The organism is Pontibacter lucknowensis, assembly GCF_900156415.1.
Lineage (GTDB): Bacteria > Bacteroidota > Bacteroidia > Cytophagales > Hymenobacteraceae > Pontibacter > Pontibacter lucknowensis.
In genome coordinates, this window is sequence record NZ_FTNM01000001.1 from 690817 (window position 1) to 711314 (window position 20498).

Sequence of the window (20498 nt, forward strand, 5' to 3'; positions counted from 1 at the left end):
CTATAACCCATGCTATTTAAATCAAAGTTCTTATTGCCGGTGCTAGCCGGTGCCATGTTGCTGCAGTCTTGTGGCGACAAAAACAAAAGCGACGAATTTTATACCACGGCCGACGGCCTGGCTTATAAAGTATATGAGCAAAAAGACGGTGAGTACGTGAACCGTGGCGAGATTGCTGCTGACGACACCTCCGGTGCCCGTCTCGGCCAGGTGATCACCATGCACATGTCGTACCGCACGGCCAATGACTCTGTGCTGTTCGACTCACGCCAGCAGGGCCAGCCAGTGATGCTTCCGGTGATGGAGCCAACCTTTAAAGGTAGTCTGGAAGACGCCCTGACCATGATGCGCGCCGGTGACAGTGGTGTGTTCAAGATCAGCGTTGATTCGCTTTTCGCCAACACGTTTAACCAGCCCATGCCTCCGTTCGTGAAGCCGGGCACACACTTCACGTTCTACCTGAAAGCCGAAAAGGTGCAGTCTGAGCAGGACGCAATAGCCGATCAGCAGAAGATGTTCGAAGAGCAGATGCTGGCCCAGCAGGAGCGCGCCAAAGAGCAGATAAAGATCGACGACGCTAAAATTCAGGAGTACATCAAAGAGAAAGGCCTGCAGAATGTGCAGAAAACCGATGCCGGTGTGTACTACGTAATAACAGAACAAGGCAAAGGCCCGAAAGCCAAAGCCGGCGACAACGTATCGGTGCACTACAAGCTGTCTTTCCTGGACGGCAAGGAACTGGAGTCTTCTTACGACAACCCGATGAGCGGTGGTCAGCCGTTTACGTTCCCGCTTGGCCAGGGTCAGGTGATCCAGGGCTGGGATGATGGTATTGCGCAATTGAACGAAGGTAGCAAGGCTATCCTGTTGATCCCATCTACATTGGCGTACGGCGAGCAGGCTCGTGGCGAACAAATGCCAGCCAACTCGATCCTGCGCTTCGACGTGGAGCTTGTTGACATTAAAAACTAATATCAGATTACCTTTAACCTGAATATCATGAACCTGACACACAAAAAGCAGAAACTGAGCACATGGTTTGCAAAAGCTCTTTTCTTGTTCGTTGTACTGGTCTCTTTTGCATCATGCAAAGAAGATAACAGGAACCCTTACTATGTAACGCCTGAGCAAATTGAAGCTCAGAAGAAAATAGATGAGGAGACGATCAGGAAGTATTTCAGGACTAATAATGTAGACACGACCAAGGTAGTGCGCCTGAACAGCGGTCTTTATATCCTAACTAAGAAAGAAGGTGAAGGAGACAAAATCAAGGCAGGGCAGTATGCAGAGGTAAACTACATTGGCCGAAACATCAGCAACGATGTATTCGATAGCTCTTTCAGAACAGGTAAACCCTTTTCGGTGCTAGTAGGTGCTGGTCAGGTGATCAAAGGCTGGGACGAAGGACTTCAGCAGTTGCGTAAAGGCGAAGAAGCAAACCTGTATATCCCATCTTACCTGGGGTATGGCTACTACGGTAGCAACAGTATTCCGCCAAACTCCGTGCTGATCTTCGAAATAGATGTACTGCAGGTACGCTAACAGCTACTTTAATACTAACAGAAAAGGCGATGCAGATGCATCGCCTTTTCTGTTTTTTAGCTAAGTACTTCTGATAAGATGGCCAGCGATTTTATCTCGCCCAGCCGCTCTACATGGAGTTGGTAATACCGGATCAGGATGGAAAGCATTTCGCGACGCACCTTACCGTTCGGTATAGCCGCCTGCGCTGGCGTATGCAGCAGCTGATCAAAAAGTTGCTCGTAAGCCTGCAACGCCAGCACGGGAGGGGCATCGGTCAACGACTGTGCATTGGGAGAGAAAGCCACCTGCTCTACAATCTCCGTCCCGCTGCTCGGCCCAAAACCCAGGTGATGGCTCAGGTGCAGCAGAAAGACCAGGTGAAAGTTCTCAAAATGATCCTGCAGTTCATCAAACTCGATGATGGCGTTGAAAAGAAAGTGAAACAGCGCCGGATTCTCCTCCTCCTCTTTAATAGTGCGTGACACCATTTCGGACAGAAACAACAGGATACTGCTCTTGCGGATATCGAAAGGTATGGTCGCGTATGGATAAGCGCTCCTATACTCGGAGATGCGCGTCAAGCCGCCTTTTTGGGAGGTATAGACCACCATATCCAGCAGCGTGAAGGGCTGAAACAGGGCAATGCGGGAGCCTGTGCCCTTCTTGCGCACGCTGTTCACGATATACGACTGCACACCCAGTTGCTCGGTATATACCTTGGCGATGATCGACGACTCGCGAAACTTGATATAGTTGAGTACGATGCCTCTTGTCTTGACTAACATTTACTCCAGTACGGCTATTTTAGTGATACAGGTTTGACGGGCCTCCCGGTCAGCGGCGAAGACCAGGTATACACCGGCTTTGACACGCTTGCCGTTGTACCCGCGGGCATCCCAGGTGAGGGTTCCGCCAGTAGCTTTTGCTTTGTACACCAGTGTGCCGTTGATGTCGGTGATGCGCACATCAGCATTGTTCGGCAATCCGGATACGCCAATCAGACCGGTATAATCAGGCCGCACCGGGTTCGGGTATACCTGAGCGCATTCAGGCTTTCCTTCCGTGATTGTGGCACCCGAGCGATACGAAGCGACCCCTTGGTCTGTCACCACAAACACTTCGCCTGAGCGGTGTTCAATAGCCACTGATAATACTTTGTTAGAGGGTAATGGACTGTTCTGGGCTGTAAAGTGCTGCAGCAACTGATCTCCATCCGGGCTAAAAAGCCAGAGTCCGTTGTCAGTTGCCATCCACTTGCGGTTAGCGCCGTCCACGGCTATGTCACGGACCAGCTGCCCTCCCAGTAACGGACGCCCCTCAATAATCGGAATGCGTGCATCGTATGGCTGACCAGAAAACACAGCGGCTGTGCTGTAAAATACACCCACACCAGCGGCTGTCCCAACCCACATATCGCCATTTCTATCTTTAGTGATGCCGTATACGGCACCACTTGGCAGGTTGCCATTGCTTGTTCCGGCTCTGAGCTCCCGTACCTGCTGTCTTGCCTCGTCGTATACCACCAAGCCAGTGCGCACATTACTTTCCCTACTAATGCTCAACCACTTGTAACCATTGTCATCTATCGCCAGTCGCTCCAGGCTGCTGTTATCGGCTATACCTGGCAGGCTGAACCCCTGCCACTCCCCGTCAGGACGCAGCACATGCAAGCCCGGTGCACCGGCTACCTGGTGGCGGTTCACCACCCATACCTGCCCGGCAGCATCTACGGCCACATCGGTCAAGCGTACATGCTCGGTACGGTCGGTAGTTGGCTGAGTGCTGAGTAGCGTACTATTAGTACCATTGTACAGCAGCGGTTGCTCCTCTCCTTTCCAGACCAGCAAGCCATTCCCGTAGGTAGCCATGTATACCTGACCCGTCACCGGATTGTAAGTAGCATCCACAAAATCCCGGAGCGGCGTGCCACCTGCCGGCGACAAAGCAGGGCTGTTGTTATACCATTGTCCGTCCTGGTAGCCGTAGTAGCCGTCGGTGCGGTTAAGCGGCTGGTAGTTTTCGTTGTATCCTCCGCTGAGCACATACACTACGCCATTACCGGCAGCTACCCGAAAACTGTTGCTGGATGCAGGCCCGGGCGGGATAAAGGATTTTGGCTCACTCTCAAGTCCCCAGGCGATCAGGCCGCTGCGTCTGTCTGCTATCCAGGTCGTGCCGTCAGCATCCTGCACAGCCATGCGCGGCGCCTGCATGCCTGAGTGCTGCAACATGGAAGCTGCACTACGGTTGTCGACCAGCAAAACACCCTGTTCTGTAACTCCTAGCAGGTTATTGGTAGAAGCCTGTAAGTGTATAATGGTACCAACCTCAGGTATAGGCACTGACTCCAGAGTGCCTTGCCGGAGTATCCCAAGTCCGTGACCTGCCACTGCCAGGTATACCTGATCCTGAAAAGAGGCCATGGCAGTTAGGTTGGCATTTTGTGGAAGGCCAGTAGATACTGCCTGCCAACTGCGGAAATCTTTGAGATTGCTTGTCAGACGATTGGCACGCCATACCTGCCGGTCCGTCATGAGGTATAGCCAGTCGCCTTGTACGACACTCGATTTTACGGCCATGTGCTCACCACCAGGCCCCAGATTAGTATAAGTGTCTCTAATCTCCTGCCGGGCCAGGTCAACCACCACTACGCCAAAAGCAGTGGAGAGGTAGGCTGTCTTCTGATGGATGTGAATATGATGAATGGTTTTGTCCCCGTCGATGGCTATCCGGAGCAGAGCCGACAAATTGACAATGCGGTTCTCCTGTAGCAGGTCGATGTTGGCGTTGGCGTAGGCGATAACAAGTGTAGCTGTTTCCGGATCGTAGCCAATGGTGTTGATGCGCTGCTCACTCAGTCCGTCGATACGGGTAATGGGCTGCACATTCCGGTACTCCTTGTCATAATAAAAAAGGCCCTGATCAGCTGCCAGGTATACGCGGTCACCGGCATCGGCCACGGCCCTGCCTTGGGTATAGGGTACGTGAAGCTGCCACTGCCCTATACCTACCGGACTCTGTGCCTGCACCATTGCTGGCAGCCAAAGCAGCACTACAGACAGGTATAGCAGACGCAAAAGCAGCTTCGGCACAGGTATAAATTTAGGTATGGGTCTCGCTTAGTTTATCAGGAATCATATGCAACACACTGCGGCCTCGGCCACATGTATAGCACTACCAATTTATTTCTTCTGTTTGATTCCCTCCTGGAAACAGTGGCGGCAGCGGGCTTCGTAGGATTCCGTTTCACCCAGCAGCACCTGCTGCTCTGATAAAGCATTGCGGAAAGAGTAAGTCGCAATATCACCGCACTGCACACAGATGGCATGTACTTTAGTCACATACTCGGCCACCGCCATCAAAGCCGGCATCGGTCCAAAGGGTTTGCCCAGGTAGTCCATGTCCAGGCCGGCGGCGATCACACGCACGCCACTGTTGGCCAGCTTCACGCATACCTCAGCCAGGCCGTCGTCAAAGAACTGTGCTTCGTCTATACCTACCACATCGCAGCTGCCGCCCAGCAGCAGCATGTCCTGCGCAAAGTCTATCGGTGTAGAGCGTATGGCATTGGCGTTGTGCGACACCACATCCTCTTCATGATAGCGCTTGTCGATGGTCGGCTTGAATATCTCCACCTTCTGCTTGGCGATCTTGGCCCTGTTCAGTCGCCGGATCAGCTCCTCGGTCTTCCCCGAAAACATCGATCCGCAGATCACCTCTATCCACCCTCTTCTGATTGCGTGGTTTTCGTTACCTACGCGCGGTTCTATAAACATGTACTATTTCGTAATGGCTGATTGGCTAGTTGCTATACTTCATGTGCGGGAGCATGGTCTGCCGGGGCACGCGGCCCTGGGCATCTCCGCTTACTAATGTACACTGGCAGGTTAGTCTTTCGTTAGCTTGTAGGCGGCCTCTTTCACGGTAGCGCTGCTCGCTGTCAGTGAGCGGCCCGAAGTGCTCCAGCCCCTCCTGCACAATGATGCGGCAGGTGGTGCAGCGCCCCTTGGCTCCGCAGGCGTGCATCCAGTCGATGCCTTCGGCTTGTATGGCCTGCAGCAGTGTTTGGCCGGGTGCCACTTTTACCTGCCGATCGAACAGGTTTTGCACCGTTAAGTTTGGCATATTATTTATTAACTTTACGAAAGAAAGGTATACCAATGGAAGACAAATATAATCAATTAAGGCTTGAACGTTACAGCAAAGAACTGGCAAATGTACTTTGTGACCGTCACTTTGCTGCGCACGACACGATTAACGGACCCCAACTAATTGGCTTTACGCCCATTAAACAGGTCAATTTGTTTGTAATAAAAGAGCTCCTGCTCAAGTGGCACCACGAAATGGCCAACTTGCGCAGCCCCTACTTTGACTATGAGCATGAAGAGGTAAAGGAAGCGCTGCTCAACTTTATGAATGTGCTCTCGCGCAAAATCCTGATCAAGCGCGATGCTTTTGAGCCGCTCCTTCAGAAGGCGATCTACGACACATTCCTGCTCAAGCTGGCACCAGTAGCCACTTTCGAAGAGAAATTCCTGCGCATTCAGGAAGACATCACGCTGCCCAAACTGCAGGAGAACCTGAAGTACATTGACCTGGACAAACAACTGTTTACAGGCTTTATAGGCACGCTCTCCCCTTCCAACCGCGACCGCGATTATATCCTGAGCCGCTTCAGGCTATACCTGAACGCTAACCGTGATGGCATTGCGCCGCTGTCAGAAGTACTGGAAGCATTCAACAGCCTACTGCCAATTACAGAAGAAGAGATCAGACAGGAGCAGATCTCGCCTTTGGCTGCTTATGCTGCTTCGCTGGCCAAGCCTACGCCGGCCGCTCCTGTGGAGGAAAAGGATGTGGTAGCGCCTATCCATATGGCACAACGAGAAGCCTCTGCACCTGTGGCTACACCTGCTCCCGCGCCGGTAGCAGCTGCACCCAGACCTGCCGCCATCTCAGACAATAACCTAAACGAGCGCTTTAAGGCGGAGCGTCCGACTATGAACGAGAAATTCAGTAAGCCTGCTTCCGCTTCTATTGGCGATTCGCTGAGCAACCGTAAGATTGAGTCGCTTAAAAACTCTATCTCGATCAACCAGCGTTTCAGCTTCATCAACGAGCTGTTCGACGGCGACAACATGACCTACTACAACACCATCCAGCAGCTAGACCAGTTCAGAACTCCGGAAGAGGCGATGCACTTTGTCACCCATGACCTGGCCCGCAAATATGACTGGAGCAAGAAGCAGGACAGCGTAAACAAACTGCTCCGCCTGATCGAACGCAAGTTCTCCTAAGCACAGGCAGTCGACATTACAGAGAAGACCTCTCCTTCGGGAGCAGGTCTTTTTTTATGCCTATCCGCTTTAATCTCAATTCAATATCCCGTCACATTTTTTTCAACAGCAAAATAATTCAATACAGGTGTGCCCTGAGGCATTGCAAAAACGAATACGAAACATTATTTATGCATTTTCTTTGGGAGCTTAAATCAGATGCTGCCCTGCTTTTATGTATCTGTTCGGAAAGAAAACAGTATACTTTATGCAACACCCAAAGAACAACTGTGCGTACTAACAATTCAAAATAACCTTATTATCAGCCATGAGAGACGATTTCGATTACGATGAAGACTTAGATTACAGCTTCGATGATGAAGAGGAGGATGATGACTTCGGGATGACCTTCGAAGAGGATTTGTACCTGATGATACGGGAGAAGCTCCGCGACACCATACAGGAGTTCAAGGGCGAACACCCTAGCCTGAAAAAGCTGGAAACGCATGTAAGCAGTTTTAAAGTAAATGCCAAAAATACGGACGACTCCAAGTTCTATCCGCTGGCAGCTAAATTACTGCTTGAGCACATAAAACCGTTGACACAGGATTCAGAAGAAATTTTGGAAATTTACGAGAATATGCAGACTGATATTGGTCGCTTCAAGAACCAGCGTGCGCATGGACACGAAGGAGAATTTTACCTAACTGCCTAGAAATAACCCGAAAGCACTTATAGAAGAAGCCGCTCTAAACGTTTAGGGCGGCTTCTTCTATATATAAATATAATTTATTTTTAATTTTTATTACAAATCACTCAAATGGGCAAACTTTTTGCAGACTAATTTACAATCCTAAAAAGTTACTTGCCGTAGGTATAGTACCACTGGGGTGAAATTATAATAAAACCTATACAGAGCTAATTGGCTTCGTATAAGAATTATTATTTATTTAACTTTGTTCCGGACTTGCATGCAACCCTTTGGTGCTTCCGGGAATCCTGGGTATAGATAACACCAATTTTTAGCTGTGATACACTCGCTACGACTCAACACGAAAATAAACAAACTTAATGCTCCATCAGGAATGGCAGTAACACGACTTCTTGGTGGAGAAAGGCACCTTATCCAAACGGTGGATAAGAAGCTGACGCTTACCACACACCGCGTTATTCTGCGGCAGAACAACTGGCTTTTCAGAAGCTACCAGTCCGTTATGCTCGAAGATATCACTTCGTGGCAAATTAAAGCCACAGGCAAATCCCTATACCTTGCTTTTAGCGTCGTTTCGGCTTTTTTCGTTTATTTTAACGATGCCTTTGCGCTGCTGAGCGGTTTTTTCCTGATGCTGTACCTGATGACGCGACAGCACCGCATCCACATCGAGTCACCTCATACCACTATGATTTTGCCGATCGAAGATGTAGAGGAAAACAGGCTCAACAGCATGATAGAATTGGTAAGACAAGCCAAGCGAGAGCGCATGGAAGCATTGAAGCAACAGGCCAGTAACTCCATCATATTTGAGACAGAACATAAAAGGAGCGCCTAAGGCGCTCTTTTCTTTTAGCCCTCCCTATACCATGGCGACATAGCCAGAAGCATTTAATTGCGCCCCTCCCTTAGAATCACTATATTTAGGGCCTTTAAATGCCATTGAGCTATGCCAGCAGACGAATTAGTATATCCGGACCAGGTGAAAGACCACCAGCAGAAGATAAAGCAGGTTTTTCAGGAAGTGGGGAAAGTAGTAGTGGGACAGTCCTATATGGTGAACCGCCTTTTGATCGGTCTTTTTACCGGAGGCCACATCCTGCTGGAAGGCGTGCCAGGCCTGGCCAAAACCCTTACCATTAACTCACTGGCCCGCGCCCTACGCCTCGACTTTCAGCGTATTCAGTTCACACCGGACCTCCTGCCTGCCGACCTGATCGGCACTATGATCTATAACCAGAATGCCTCCCAGTTTGAGGTAAAGAAGGGCCCTATCTTCGCCAACCTGATTCTGGCTGATGAAGTGAACCGCTCCCCTGCCAAGGTGCAGTCGGCGCTGCTGGAGGCCATGCAGGAGAAACAGGTAACGATCGGCGAGACTACCTATAAGTTGGATCTTCCTTTCCTGGTACTGGCCACGCAGAACCCGGTGGAGCACGAAGGCACTTACCCGCTGCCGGAGGCGCAGGTCGACCGCTTCATGATGAAGGTATACATCGACTACCCGAAGAAAGCAGACGAACTGGAGATCATGCGCCGCATGGCCAACATGGCTTTCAATGATAATGTGAATAAGGTGCTTTCCAAGGAAGACATCTTCGCCATCCGCAGCGAGATCAACCAGGTGCAGATATCAGAGACGCTCGAGAAGTATATCATCGAACTGGTGTTTGCGACCCGCCGCCCTGCTGAGTACGATCTGAACGAGTTTGCCGATTACATCCAGTTTGGTGTATCACCCCGTGCCAGCATCGCTCTCAACCGTGCCGCCAAAGCCATCGCCTATTTCGACGACCGCGACTACGTGCTTCCCGAGGACATCAAGGAAGTGGCTCACGACGTGATGAACCATCGCATTATCCTCAACTACGAAGCAGAGGCAGATGGCATCCGCACAAAGGATTTCATCGAGGCGATTTTAAGAAAAGTGCCGATCAGCTAAAACACAGCTATACCAGTACAACATAACAGCCCTGGCTATACTTATGGCCGGGGTTGTTTTGCTTTAGGCAAAAGCCAGGCTTTTCTACCCATCTGATTCTAGCAATCCGAAGAGTAGCGATTCCCTAAACTTACTCCTCCCAGTTGTCATACTACTGTTATCCTGAACTACCTTGTTTGCATTCGCGTAAGTTTTAAATCTGATTTGCCTGTGACAATGTGTAGCCACATCAGATTTATAATTTCGAACTTAAGGTAAGGTATAAACCATGTTAAGAGGCTTATTCAAATTCTGGATGTTAAGTAAATTGTTCGGTGGCCGAGGCGGTGGTGGCAGGGGCCGTGGTGGCTGCGGTGGCATCGGATGTTTAGGTATAATCGTGCTGGCTGTACTGGCTTACTTCCTGTTTCAGTACCTGGGCGGCGACACCAGTTCTGTTACCGATTTTTAAGGTATAGCCTACTTTGCAGGTTTAGCCTGACAGGTATAGGCCAGCTATACCTGTGCTGTAATCCTCCTACAGGTATAGGCATAAAATAAGACCCGTCTCGTAAGAGCGGGTCTTGGGCGTAGTGTGGGAGACTAAGCCACACTACTATTGATTGCCGCAATTGATCTCACCCATTTTGCGCAATCAGTGTTTTTATAATTAATAAGCTGTGTTGTTCGGGTCGAAGTTAGCCCAGCCAGCAGTCCAGTCTTCTGAGCCGAAAGCACCTCTGTAAGTCACACGCTCAAAGAAATTGTCCAGTCCGTCGAAGCTAGCGCCGCTCTGCAGGCTGTTGCCTGTGAACACCGGACGAGCAGTCTGGTTGAAGCTACCGCTGATGTTGAGTGACGCATTATCCGCCACTACGCTGTTGCCTTTGTCTGCTGCGTTGAACCAGGCCGCCACGTCAAATGTGCTGCCGCTCTCTACTGTCAGGGCATTTTGAGAACCCGAGATTACGGTGTTTTTGATAGCCAGCGTACCTGCTGTGGCATTAGCCTGTGACTTGGTACCGTCCAGCAGCAAGCCTGTCGGCCAGCCAGCGAACAATGAGTTATGTACCTGAATGTTACTGTTACGACGGATGTGCATCCCACGCTTGAAATTGCTGTTGAACTGCGTATTCTCAGTGGCTCTCGGGCCGAACAAGCTCACGTTCGAGAAGACAGCCGAAGTTTTCGGTGTAGCGTCAGAACCCTGGGCATCACCATCCGACTCAAAGCCGTTGGAACCAGACACATCGGCCATGTTCGGGTCAGAGATACCCAGCAGGAACTGCAGTTTGCCTGAGTAGCCGTTGTCCGTGTCGAACATGTCATCCACTGTCTTGTAAGCGATCAGGTGCTTGGCGTTTACCGTGCCACCGAACATTTCGAAAGCATCATCACCGCAGTAAGAAACCTGCACGTAATCCACTGTGGTACCAGATCCAACACCGCCCATGGTCAGGCCGTTGATTTCGTTGTCTGGCTGGAAGGCTATACCTGGAAACTCGATACGCACATACTTCAATACACCCGAGTTGTCGTTGGCGTCTGTGCCGCCGTACTCACGGTCCACACCACCTTCGATACGGGCATTGTTACCAAGGTTCACAGGAGCCTTGCCCAGGATAATCAGGCCACCCCAGTCACCAGCGGCACGCTGCCCGGCTGGTTGAGCCGATGTAAACACAATCGGCTTCTCCTTGGTGCCTTGCGCCATGATCTTACCGCCACGCTCCACAATCAGAGTACCTTTTGAGTTTTTGTCACCCATGATGATGGTACCCGGCTCGATGGTGAGCGTTGCGCCGTCTTTCACATACACAAAGCCTTTCAGCAAGTACTTTGTGCCGGCTTTCATCGTGAAGTTCTCTTCTGTAGAGCCTGAAACGGATGTCATGCCGCTCTCTTGAACCATCGTGAATTCGATGCCTTTTGGTGTTGTTTCGTCTGTGTCGTCATCCTTGTCACAGGCGAAAAGGGAAACTGAAACAACAGCAACCAGTAATAAATTAAATAGCTTTTTCATAAGTAATGAATTAAGGTATATGGGTTTGGTTTTCTATTGGGAAATCAATTTTTAAAACTTGTAGGTGGCGCCCATCGTGGCGTAGCGGCCTTTGCGGAACTCGCGGAAGGACTCGTCTATACCTGTGATTTTGGCATCGTCGTTGGAGTCCTGGATCAGGCGTGTCTTCTGGTTGAGGATGTCCTGTATACCTGCCTTCAGCTCCAGATTCTGACCGAAGGCCTTGGTCACCGAGAAGTCGATCACATTGCGGGGCAGTTCGTACACGGTCGGGCGCAGGTTGCTGCCCACCGCGAAGATGCGGGTACCGATCACATTGTAGAGCATGCTGAACTGCAACTGGCGGGCATCATCCTGATAATACAGTCCGGTGTTCACCACGTATGGTGACTGTCCCATCATGGGTCTGTCGGTGCTCTGGTTGTCGTACTTCTCGTCGAGTTGCACGCGACTCTGCACCAGCGCGGCATTCAGCACCAGCGATAGGTTGTCTACCAGTGGTGAGGCGGTCAGGCCCAGCAGCGACTTGCGCACCTCGGCTTCCAGACCATAGCTGTAGGCTTGGCGGGCATTGTCGAAAGTGATGCTGTTAGCGCCGCTCGTGTTCTGGAACACCGTCTCGATCGGCTTGTTGAAGTACTTGTAGAACACGCCCAATGACAGGATCTCTGTGGGGTTCGGGTAGAATTCGTATCGCAGATCGCCGTTGTAGATCGTGGCTGTCTCCAGGTTCGGGTTGCCCGTCACTTCCAGCAAATTGATGAAGTCATAGTAAGGGGCCGGGGCCAGCTCACGGAACTCCGGACGGTTGACGCTGATACTCGCACCAGCCCGCAGCATGGAGCGCGGATTGAAGGTATAGGTGAAGTTAGCTGCCGGAAGCACGCTTAACACCGGGTTACTTCTATTAAGGCGTGAGCCATCCAGATTCACCGAACGCAGTTCCTGTTCGTTGTACTCCACACGCACCCCACCCGATACCGACAATGCACCTGTCAGCGGCGTTGCACCGCCCACATAGCCGGCCAGTAAGTTGCTCTGCGCTTCGTAGTTGTTCTGCGGATTAGCGTCTTCCTCCACTCGCCAGCCCGTCTGGCTGTTAATGTTCTCCGGTGCAAACACCTGATCATATGGCTGGAAAAGAATACTGTTGTCGAAAGAGCCGATGTTGGCAGGTATGTAAGAGAAGTAGCGGGAGTCATAGTTACGGTGCTTCCGCTCGGCGTACAGGCCCACTCTCACTTTCGGGGCATGCTCGGCAGCGGAGTCTGCCGTGCTGAAGCGGTGCTCAAACTGGGTGTTGGCCATCACCGTGTTCTCGTCGAGCTCGGAGTAGAAGCGACCGGCGTCGTTCAAACTTGGCGTGAACTTGTAAGTCATTTCGTAAGGACCTGCAGAGCCGGCATCGCGGAAGGTGCGGAAGCGGCGGTAGTCTGGTTCGTTGCGGTTGGTGTAGGCGTAACCACCTGTCCAGGTCAGGGTGCTTTTCTCGTCGTTCAGGTCGTGCGTGCCCTGCAGCTGGCCGGAGTAAATGGTACGGCTCTCGTAGCGCAGCGAGTAGTTGAGCTGCTCCTGATTGGCATTGGAGAAGTCTATACCTTCGCGACGCAGCACTTCGCTACTGCCCAGCTGGTTGAACAGGTTGCGGAACTCCAGTTTGTGGTTATTGCTGAGGCGGGCGGTCCAGTTGTGGATCACACCCAGTCGCACGTTATGCGCCGACACTTCATCGTTGAAACTAAACTGGCGCTCGCTGCGGCCCAGCTCCGGTATAAAGGAAAGGTAGGTGTCACGTGTACCGACCGTGTTAGTGCGCGTGTTGCTGTACGACACAGCCGACACGTTGCTCAGACGCACCGAGCCGATATCCAGTCTGCGGTTCACACCAAACGAAAGGCGCATGTCAGGTATAGCCGACACCAGTTCGGGTGCCCAGGAGTTTGGCAGGTCGCGGCCCAGCACACTGCGCTGCTCCTGATTCACACTATTCAGGTTGTCCGGGAAGCTCTTAGGTATAGCGCGGTAGCCGTTGTCGAAACCGAGGAAGTCCGTTTTGCTGCCGTTGTAGGTGTTGAAGTTGCGGAAAGTAGTACCGGAGCGGTAGGAACTGGAGAAAGAAATGGAGGTCTTGTCTTCGTCCACCACGTTGCGGGTGTAGATCTTGATCACACCACCACCGAACTCACCCGGCAGTTCCGGCGATCCGTTCTTGTAGATCATGATCCGGTCGATCACACTGGTCGGCAGGATATCGAAAGAGAAGGCTTTGGCGTCGGGCTCGGTGCTGGGTGTGAGGGCATCATTCAGCATCACGGTATTATAACGCTGGTTCATGCCCCGGATCACCACGTAACGGTCGTTCATGATTGTGACGCCCGGTATACGCTTCACGGTTTCGGCGGCGTCGCGGTCCAGCGACTTGGCAATCTGTTCGCCTGACACACCACTTACCACTACTTCGCTCTGCCGCATGTTTTCCATCAGGGCCAGCTCGGTGTTGGTCTGCCGCGTTCCCACGATGGTCACCGCCTGTAGCTCGGTGCTGTTCTGCTCGATCTGCACATCCAAGGTGGTGGTCTTGCCTGTTTCTATTTTGATGTTGGTATGCTCCGTAGGTTTATAAGAGAGCGACGTGATGGAGATTTGGTACAGGCCGGCCTCGAGCGGAAGGCTGTACTTACCTTCAAAATCCGTAACAGTGCCTTTGGAAGAGCCTTTGATAAAGACCACGGCACCGATGATGGCCTCGCCGTTTGATTTGTCTGTTACTTTACCTGACAGCGTACCCTGCTGGGCAAAACCGAAAACGGTGGTGGTCAGGATGGTGAGAAGTGTTAAAAGTGATTTCATTGCGCTTAACTGTATCTTAGTCTCGCTGCAAAAGTAGAGTCGGCCTTTTAAGCTAAAATTACCGCCCGGTTACTAAACTGTTAAAGATCGAGGTGCTTTGTTAAGTCACTGTTAAGTATGCGTTCAATGTTGTTTTGGCTACTCCTTATTATTGTAAAGCACGTATAATGGTAATTCTGAACAGGTATAGCCAATGGCCGTTTTTCTCCTCTGCCGTCTCTATAGTCTATATTTTCCCTTCTCTACCTATTGATGATGCGGGATCATGGCTTCCCTCCATATCAGCGCCCATACCTATGCCCAAAACAGATTTATATCTACTCAGGATTTTGGTAACATAAACTTAACATAGCCATAACAGACGAGTAACATTAGCACCCGACCTTTGCGGCGTTGAAAGTAAAACAGTACTATGAATCAAACTCATAGCTCTTTTTCAGATTCGACAGAGCCTTCCCAAAGCGAGTAGACTCCGCGGCGGAAACAGACTAAGGCTTTAGTAACCCATACTCACCCAAAGATGAAGGTAACAACCGTAACGCGTGCTATCCTCACAGCAGGGCTAGCTACAGGCTTTTTGTTTTCAAAGGAAGTAAAGGCGCAGACCACAGATACTGCCACTGTACAAAACACGTCAGTGGTTGTGCAGCAGCCAGCCCCGGCGGCAGTGCAGGAAGCTCCTAAAAAGAAGGCTTGGTATGAAAGAATCTCACTTCGTGGCTATGCCCAGGTGCGCTACAACCGCCTGCTTGAAACCAATCCCAACCTCAAGTGCGACCAGTGCGACAAATCCCTTGGTGAGGGCGGTGGCGTGTTTTTGCGTCGTGGCCGTCTGATCTTCAGTGGTGATGTGAGTGATCGTCTCTCGATCTATATTCAGCCTGACTTCGCTTCCTCGCCTTCTTCTAACGCCCTGCACTTCCTCCAGCTCCGCGACGCCTACTTTGACGTGTCGCTCGACAAGGACAAGGTATACCGCTTCCGGGTGGGTCAAAGCAAGATTCCTTACGGCTTTGAGAACCTGCAGTCGAGCAGCAACCGCTTGGCTCTTGACCGAAACGACGGATTGAACAGTGCTATAGCCAACGAGCGTGATTTGGGGATTTTCTTTTACTGGACGCCTGAGGTAATACAGGAGCGCTTTGAGATGCTGACCAGCGCTGGCCTGAAGGGATCTGGAAACTATGGTGTATTCGGCATCGGTATCTTTAACGGCCAGACAGCCAACCGCCCTGAAGCCAACAATACGCAGCACGTGGTTACTCGCTTCTCCTACCCTTTGCTGGTAGGCAACAAACAAATTATTGAGCCCGGCATTCAGGCTTACAAAGGCAAGTACACTGTCACGCCGGACCAACTCTCGCCAGGCGTAGGTATAGCTGACAAATATCTGAAAGACGGTTTTGACGATGAGCGCATCGCAGCCACCCTGGTCGTATACCCGCAGCCATTCGGTTTTCAGGCGGAATACAACGTAGGCCGTGGTCCAGAGTTTAACCCAGAGACTAATGCCATTGAAGTAAAGAGTCTGCACGGTGGCTACGCCCAGGCCATGTACCGCAAAGAAGTCGGTTCGCAGGTAATTATCCCTTTCGTAAAGTTGCAGCACTACGAAGGAGGCAAGAAGCATGAACGCGACGCCCCCAGCTATAGCGTATATGAAACCGAGATTGGTGTAGAGTGGCTGGTGCACAAAAGCATAGAGCTGACAGCCGACTACAGCATCGGCGACCGCACCATCCGCAACGCCCAGAACTTCGACAACAGCCAGCATGGCAGCCGCCTACGACTACAGGCTCAGTTCAACTTCTAAGTTAAGGCTATACTATACCTCATGCAGCCGCCGGTTTATTGGAGCCAGCGGCTGTTACCGTTTATACCTTAGCCCCTCCATACCTCAATCCTTAACATATTCGTAATATGGCCATAACCTTCAGGTAATACTAGAGGCGTTATTTTGTAGCGTGATTCAGGAACAGCATAAATGGCCTGACTAACCATGGCGAATCCTGAAAAAACAAAAACAAGGCGCGGCGTAGACTACCGCGGCTTAACCTATAAAAATTGCATGGCATTAGCTTAATTCTCACCTTAACTAATACAGCACGTGAACCACTACACCACAAGAGTGCTCTTAGCACTCTTCACCATCTGCCTCAGTACCTTCAGCACACAAGCTCAGACCATAAATAAAAGCACGTTTGGCAAAGGACTACAGTTCATTGCAGCCGACTCTTCCTTTAGTCTGCAACTTGGGGCTCGCTTCCAGCTGCAATACCAGGGCGGCTACGACCCGAATACAAAAAACTGGGAAGATCGCTTCCTTGTGCGACGGTCACGCCTCAAATTTGATGGTTTTGCCTTCTCGCCACGGCTCGTGTATAAAATAGAGCTCGGCCTAAGCAACAGCGATATCGGCAGCGATGTACCCGACGTGACCAACAATGCCGACAACATTATACTGGATGCTGTGGCCAAGTGGGCGCTCACGCCTAACCTGCGGCTGTGGGTGGGACAGACCAAACTGCCGGGTAACCGGGAACGGGTGATCTCTTCACAGAAACTTCAGTTCGTAGACCGCAGCCTGCTCAACTCCCGCTTTAACCTTGACCGTGACGCCGGCTTGCAGCTACACCACGAGCACCAACTGGGACAGGTCGTGTTGCGAGAGATCGGGTCTATCTCGATGGGTGAGGGACGTGACATCACCGTGAACAACTCAGGAGGATACGATTACACAGGTCGTGTTGAAATACTGCCCTTCGGCGAGTTTAAAGGCAACGGCGACTATGTGAGCAGCGACATCGAGCGTGAGCAAACACCTAAACTTTCGCTGGCCGCTTCCTACGACTATAATAACAACGCCGCACGCGAACAGGCACAGCTTGGCGACTTCCTGAGCGAAACACGCACCCTGCGCACCTGGTTCGTAGACGCCATGTTCAAGTACCGTGGCTTTTCGGCCATGGGTGAGTATGCCAACCGAAAAGCTCCGGGTGGACCAGTGGTACTGCGGGACGAGTTTGGTGACGTGGCAGAAACCTTTGTAACTGGCACCGCCCTAAACCTGCAGGCAGGCTATCTTATGCCGAGCAACTGGGAAGTAGCAGGCCGTTACACCGACTATAATCCGACAGCCGAAACAGGACTGCGAAATCAGGAGCAGTATACACTGGGTGTGTCCAGGTACATTGTGGGGCACTCGCTCAAGGTACAGAGTGACGTAACATTCACACAGGAAGCAGAACGCGAAGACCAAACTCAGTTCAGGCTGCAAATGGAATTAGCTTTCTAAACAACTACCTGATTACCAAAACAGTATATCCGCATAACATAGTACAATTCAACATAAACCGATCACACTCATCTTATAAACCAAAATCGAATTGTATGCTACAACTTAGCTTCTCCCGATTAAAATTCAGCGCAGCAACACTACTATGCGCTTCGCTTGTGATGACCTCTTGCGTCGGCAATGGCCAGGAAGGAAATAGCGACCTGACGGGCTCTATCCAGATCGACGGCTCATCGACAGTGTACCCTGTGACAGAAGCAGTGGCCGAAGAATACCGTGCCGAGGCTCCTGACGTGAAAGTAACCGTAGGTGTGTCGGGCACAGGCGGCGGCATGAAGAAATTCACCCGTGGCGAGATTGACATCGTGAACGCTTCCCGCGCCATGAACGCTTCCGAAGAGCAAACTGCAAGCGAAAACGGCATCTCGTTTGTGCAGCTTTCGGTGGCCTACGACGGTCTTACGGTGGTCGTGCACCCATCCAATGATTGGGCACAGGACATCACTGTGGCTGAACTGAAGAAAATCTGGGAGCCTGAAGCACAGGGCACAATCAAGCGCTGGAACCAGATTCGCCCGGAATGGCCTGATCAGGAGATTCACCTCTATGGGGCAGGCGTAGAGTCAGGCACCTACGACTACTTTACCGAAGCCATTGTGGGCAAGAGCCACTCCAGCCGCGGTGACTATACCGCCAGCGAAGATGATAATGTGCTGGTGCAGGGCGTATCGACTGACCCGCTGGCACTGGGCTTCTTTGGCTATGCCTACTACGAAGAGAACAAGAGCAAGCTTAAGGCTATACCTGTAAACGACGAAGACGACAGCAACGGTGCAGGCGCCATTCTGCCATCGCTGGAGACTGTGAAAGACGGTTCTTACGCGCCGCTTTCCCGTCCGCTGTTCCTGTACGTTAGCTCCAAGGCCATCGACAAACCGGAAGTAGTGGACTTCATCAATTTCTACCTCGACAACGCGGGTGAACTGGCGCAGGAAGTAGGTTACATCGCCCTGCCAGACAACATCTACAAGGAGCAAAAACAGAAGTTCGAGCAGTTTGTAGAGGGTGCCGCCACTGCCACCAACCAGCAATAATTCCCTGAAATACACAGTACAGGTATAGCCTGCGGAGACAATGGCTATACCTGTGCTAAAATCATAAGCACCTTGAGAGTACAGGAGAAAATAATCGAAGGCTTGCTGTGGCTGTCGGCCGCCATCACCATCCTGATCACGGTCAGCATTATCTGGGTATTGCTCTCGGAATCGGTGCTGTTTTTCAGCGAAGTGTCCATTGTGCGCTTCCTGACAGAGAAAGAATGGACGCCGCTTTTCGCTGAGAAAAAGTTCGGGATTATGCCCCTTGTGGCGGGCACTTTTCTGACTACGGTCATAGCCATTGCGGTGGCGCTGCCCATTGGCCTCACCATCGCCATTTACCTGAACGAGTATGCCAATGCCCGTTTCAAAACCTTCATCAAACCGCTGCTCGAAGTACTGGCCACTATACCTACCGTAGTCTATGGTTTCTTCGCCCTGACCGTGGTGACGCCTTTTCTGCAATCGTTTATACCCGGGCTGGCTGGTTTCAACGCTCTGTCGGCAGGTATCGTCATGGGTATCATGATCATCCCGATGATCTCCTCGCTAAGCGAAGACGCCATTAGTGCCGTGCCCCGCTCTTTGCGCGAAGCCGCCTATGGCATGGGCTCTACCCGACTGCAGACCGCCTTTGGGGTCATGGTACCCGCCGCTTCGTCAGGTATACTGGTGTCAGTGATTCTGGCTATATCCAGAGCAGTGGGCGAGACTATGATCGTGGCAATTGCGGCAGGTCAGCAACCGCGCCTCACACTCAATCCGCTGGTACCCATCGAGACGATTACGACTTACATTGTCCAGGTGAGTCTGGGCGACGTGCCGCACGGTTCGCTGGAGTACCGCACCATTTTCGCAGCAGGTATGACGCTGTTTGTGTTCACATTTCTGCTGAACAACCTCAGCTTCTGGATCAAAAAGAAATACCAGGAAAAGTATGACTAACTCCGAGAAAAACCGCCGCAAAGACAAGGCCTTTCAGGTGTTCGGCATCTTCTGTACGTTCATCGGGCTGGTGGTGCTGGCCATCTTCCTGATCGACATCGTGATTGAAGGTATAGGCCGCATTGACTGGGACTTCCTGACCAGCCTGCCGTCGCGTCGCGCTGCCCGTGCAGGTATACTCACCGCCTGGGCAGGCACCATTTGGATTCTGGTGCTGTCCGCTCTGATTGCTTTCCCCTTAGGTATAGCCGCTGGCGTATACCTGGAAGAATATGCTAAAAAGACGAAGCTTTCGAATTTCCTGGAAATCAACATCGCCAACCTCGCGGGTGTGCCATCCATTATTTATGGTCTGCTGGGCCTGGAGCTTTTTGTACGCATCATGAACTTGGGTGGCATTTTGCTGGCAGGAGCCCTCACGCTTTCGCTGCTGATTCTCCCTATCATCATCGTGACAACCCGGGAAGCCATTAAGGCCGTGCCCCGCACCATCCGCGACGGCTCTTTTGCGCTGGGCGCTTCCAAGTGGCAAACAGTATGGTATCAGGTGCTGCCCGCTTCGTTTGGCGGTATTCTCACCGGGGTGATTCTGGCACTCTCGCGTGCAGTGGGCGAGGCGGCTCCGCTTATCGTGATCGGGGCCTTGGCTTACGTGCCTTTCGTGCCGAGTTCGCCAATGGACGAGTTTACCGTATTGCCTATCCAGATCTTCAACTGGACTTCTCGCCCACAGGCAGCCTTTTTGACCAATGCGGCGGCGGCCATTATCATTCTCCTATTGATTACCTTTTTGCTTAACGGCATTGCGGTATACCTGCGCCACCGTCAGCAAAAGAAAATAAAATGGTAAGTTTT

At 51.6% G+C, this 20498-nt stretch carries 18 protein-coding genes; 12 read left to right on the forward strand and 6 right to left on the reverse strand.

The genetic code is table 11. From position 1 onward, the window contains the following. Positions 1–9: 9 nt before the first annotated feature. Together BW972_RS03050 and BW972_RS03055 are read left to right on the forward strand one after the other, a co-directional pair. Complete coding sequence (locus tag BW972_RS03050; RefSeq protein WP_076420975.1) at positions 10–972, forward strand: FKBP-type peptidyl-prolyl cis-trans isomerase; 963 nt, start codon at positions 10–12, stop codon at positions 970–972. A gap of 27 nt (positions 973–999) precedes the next feature. Then, the gene (locus tag BW972_RS03055) at positions 1000–1542 is read left to right on the forward strand and encodes an FKBP-type peptidyl-prolyl cis-trans isomerase (RefSeq protein WP_007661291.1); all 543 of its coding nucleotides are present in this window, start codon (positions 1000–1002) and stop codon (positions 1540–1542) included. Between the two features lie 56 nt (positions 1543–1598). On the opposite strand, the gene recO is transcribed toward BW972_RS03055, so the two are convergent. The 4 genes from recO to BW972_RS03075 form a co-directional block, all read right to left on the reverse strand. After that, on the reverse strand, positions 1599–2309 hold the full coding sequence (recO, locus tag BW972_RS03060; protein ID WP_076420976.1) for a DNA repair protein RecO: 711 nt from the start codon (positions 2307–2309) through the stop codon (positions 1599–1601). After that, a complete protein-coding gene (gene porZ, locus BW972_RS03065; protein WP_076420979.1) occupies positions 2310–4616 on the reverse strand; it encodes a type IX secretion system anionic LPS delivery protein PorZ in 2307 nt (768 codons plus the stop codon). A 90-nt stretch (positions 4617–4706) separates the two neighbouring features. Next, on the reverse strand, positions 4707–5300 hold the full coding sequence (locus BW972_RS03070) for a thymidine kinase (RefSeq protein ID WP_007660956.1): 594 nt from the start codon (positions 5298–5300) through the stop codon (positions 4707–4709). Between the two features lie 25 nt (positions 5301–5325). Next, entirely contained in the window at positions 5326–5649 is a 324-nt protein-coding gene (locus tag BW972_RS03075; protein ID WP_076420981.1) for a 2Fe-2S iron-sulfur cluster-binding protein, read from the reverse strand. 35 nt (positions 5650–5684) lie between these two features. Between BW972_RS03075 and BW972_RS03080 the strand changes: the two genes are divergently transcribed. From BW972_RS03080 to BW972_RS03100, 5 genes are all read left to right on the forward strand, one after another. Further along, complete coding sequence (locus BW972_RS03080; protein WP_076420983.1) at positions 5685–6821, forward strand: hypothetical protein; 1137 nt, start codon at positions 5685–5687, stop codon at positions 6819–6821. A 307-nt stretch (positions 6822–7128) separates the two neighbouring features. Continuing rightward, positions 7129–7515 carry a hypothetical protein gene (locus tag BW972_RS03085; RefSeq protein ID WP_007660960.1) on the forward strand — a complete coding sequence of 129 codons (387 nt, stop codon included), beginning with the start codon at positions 7129–7131 and terminating at the stop codon, positions 7513–7515. 370 nt (positions 7516–7885) lie between these two features. Beyond that, positions 7886–8350 carry a hypothetical protein gene (locus BW972_RS03090; protein WP_007652330.1) on the forward strand — a complete coding sequence of 155 codons (465 nt, stop codon included), beginning with the start codon at positions 7886–7888 and terminating at the stop codon, positions 8348–8350. A 111-nt stretch (positions 8351–8461) separates the two neighbouring features. Beyond that, positions 8462–9454 (forward strand): AAA family ATPase, encoded by a 993-nt coding sequence (locus BW972_RS03095; protein ID WP_076420986.1) that lies wholly within the window; start codon positions 8462–8464, stop codon positions 9452–9454. Between the two features lie 268 nt (positions 9455–9722). After that, on the forward strand, positions 9723–9905 hold the full coding sequence (locus BW972_RS03100) for a hypothetical protein (protein ID WP_007652341.1): 183 nt from the start codon (positions 9723–9725) through the stop codon (positions 9903–9905). Positions 9906–10103: 198 nt separating this feature from the next. Here BW972_RS03100 and BW972_RS03105 read toward each other — a convergent pair whose 3' ends face one another. Both BW972_RS03105 and BW972_RS03110 read right to left on the reverse strand, forming a co-directional pair. Further along, a complete protein-coding gene (locus BW972_RS03105; protein WP_076420988.1) occupies positions 10104–11456 on the reverse strand; it encodes a hypothetical protein in 1353 nt (450 codons plus the stop codon). A 51-nt stretch (positions 11457–11507) separates the two neighbouring features. Next, complete coding sequence (locus tag BW972_RS03110; protein ID WP_076420991.1) at positions 11508–14306, reverse strand: TonB-dependent receptor; 2799 nt, start codon at positions 14304–14306, stop codon at positions 11508–11510. A 520-nt stretch (positions 14307–14826) separates the two neighbouring features. Between BW972_RS03110 and BW972_RS03115 the strand changes: the two genes are divergently transcribed. From BW972_RS03115 to pstA, 5 genes are all read left to right on the forward strand, one after another. After that, complete coding sequence (locus BW972_RS03115) at positions 14827–16119, forward strand: porin (RefSeq protein ID WP_076420994.1); 1293 nt, start codon at positions 14827–14829, stop codon at positions 16117–16119. 294 nt (positions 16120–16413) lie between these two features. Beyond that, on the forward strand, positions 16414–17601 hold the full coding sequence (locus BW972_RS03120; protein ID WP_007652350.1) for a porin: 1188 nt from the start codon (positions 16414–16416) through the stop codon (positions 17599–17601). A gap of 95 nt (positions 17602–17696) precedes the next feature. Continuing rightward, entirely contained in the window at positions 17697–18695 is a 999-nt protein-coding gene (locus BW972_RS03125; protein ID WP_076420997.1) for a PstS family phosphate ABC transporter substrate-binding protein, read from the forward strand. 72 nt (positions 18696–18767) lie between these two features. Then, positions 18768–19643 (forward strand): phosphate ABC transporter permease subunit PstC, encoded by an 876-nt coding sequence (gene pstC / locus BW972_RS03130; RefSeq protein WP_076420999.1) that lies wholly within the window; start codon positions 18768–18770, stop codon positions 19641–19643. Continuing rightward, positions 19636–20493, forward strand: coding sequence for a phosphate ABC transporter permease PstA (pstA, locus tag BW972_RS03135; protein ID WP_076421002.1), 858 nt, complete (start codon positions 19636–19638; stop codon positions 20491–20493). The genes pstC and pstA overlap by 8 nt, the downstream gene beginning before the upstream one ends. The last annotated feature ends 5 nt before the right edge of the window (positions 20494–20498 follow it).

What these genes read in the sequence shown, in the direction of transcription:
- BW972_RS03125 (WP_076420997.1), top strand. Translation starts at nt 17,697, where the DNA reads ATGCTACAACTTAGCTTCTCCCGATTAAAATTCAGCGCAGCAACACTA.
- pstA (WP_076421002.1), top strand. Translation starts at nt 19,636, where the DNA reads ATGACTAACTCCGAGAAAAACCGCCGCAAAGACAAGGCCTTTCAGGTG.
- BW972_RS03100 (WP_007652341.1), top strand. Translation starts at nt 9,723, where the DNA reads ATGTTAAGAGGCTTATTCAAATTCTGGATGTTAAGTAAATTGTTCGGT.
- BW972_RS03090 (WP_007652330.1), top strand. Translation starts at nt 7,886, where the DNA reads ATGGCAGTAACACGACTTCTTGGTGGAGAAAGGCACCTTATCCAAACG.
- BW972_RS03115 (WP_076420994.1), top strand. Translation starts at nt 14,827, where the DNA reads ATGAAGGTAACAACCGTAACGCGTGCTATCCTCACAGCAGGGCTAGCT.
- BW972_RS03080 (WP_076420983.1), top strand. Translation starts at nt 5,685, where the DNA reads ATGGAAGACAAATATAATCAATTAAGGCTTGAACGTTACAGCAAAGAA.
- BW972_RS03110 (WP_076420991.1), bottom strand. Translation starts at nt 14,306, where the DNA reads ATGAAATCACTTTTAACACTTCTCACCATCCTGACCACCACCGTTTTC.
- recO (WP_076420976.1), bottom strand. Translation starts at nt 2,309, where the DNA reads ATGTTAGTCAAGACAAGAGGCATCGTACTCAACTATATCAAGTTTCGC.
- BW972_RS03085 (WP_007660960.1), top strand. Translation starts at nt 7,129, where the DNA reads ATGAGAGACGATTTCGATTACGATGAAGACTTAGATTACAGCTTCGAT.
- BW972_RS03055 (WP_007661291.1), top strand. Translation starts at nt 1,000, where the DNA reads ATGAACCTGACACACAAAAAGCAGAAACTGAGCACATGGTTTGCAAAA.
- BW972_RS03050 (WP_076420975.1), top strand. Translation starts at nt 10, where the DNA reads ATGCTATTTAAATCAAAGTTCTTATTGCCGGTGCTAGCCGGTGCCATG.
- BW972_RS03070 (WP_007660956.1), bottom strand. Translation starts at nt 5,300, where the DNA reads ATGTTTATAGAACCGCGCGTAGGTAACGAAAACCACGCAATCAGAAGA.
- BW972_RS03105 (WP_076420988.1), bottom strand. Translation starts at nt 11,456, where the DNA reads ATGAAAAAGCTATTTAATTTATTACTGGTTGCTGTTGTTTCAGTTTCC.
- BW972_RS03075 (WP_076420981.1), bottom strand. Translation starts at nt 5,649, where the DNA reads ATGCCAAACTTAACGGTGCAAAACCTGTTCGATCGGCAGGTAAAAGTG.
- BW972_RS03095 (WP_076420986.1), top strand. Translation starts at nt 8,462, where the DNA reads ATGCCAGCAGACGAATTAGTATATCCGGACCAGGTGAAAGACCACCAG.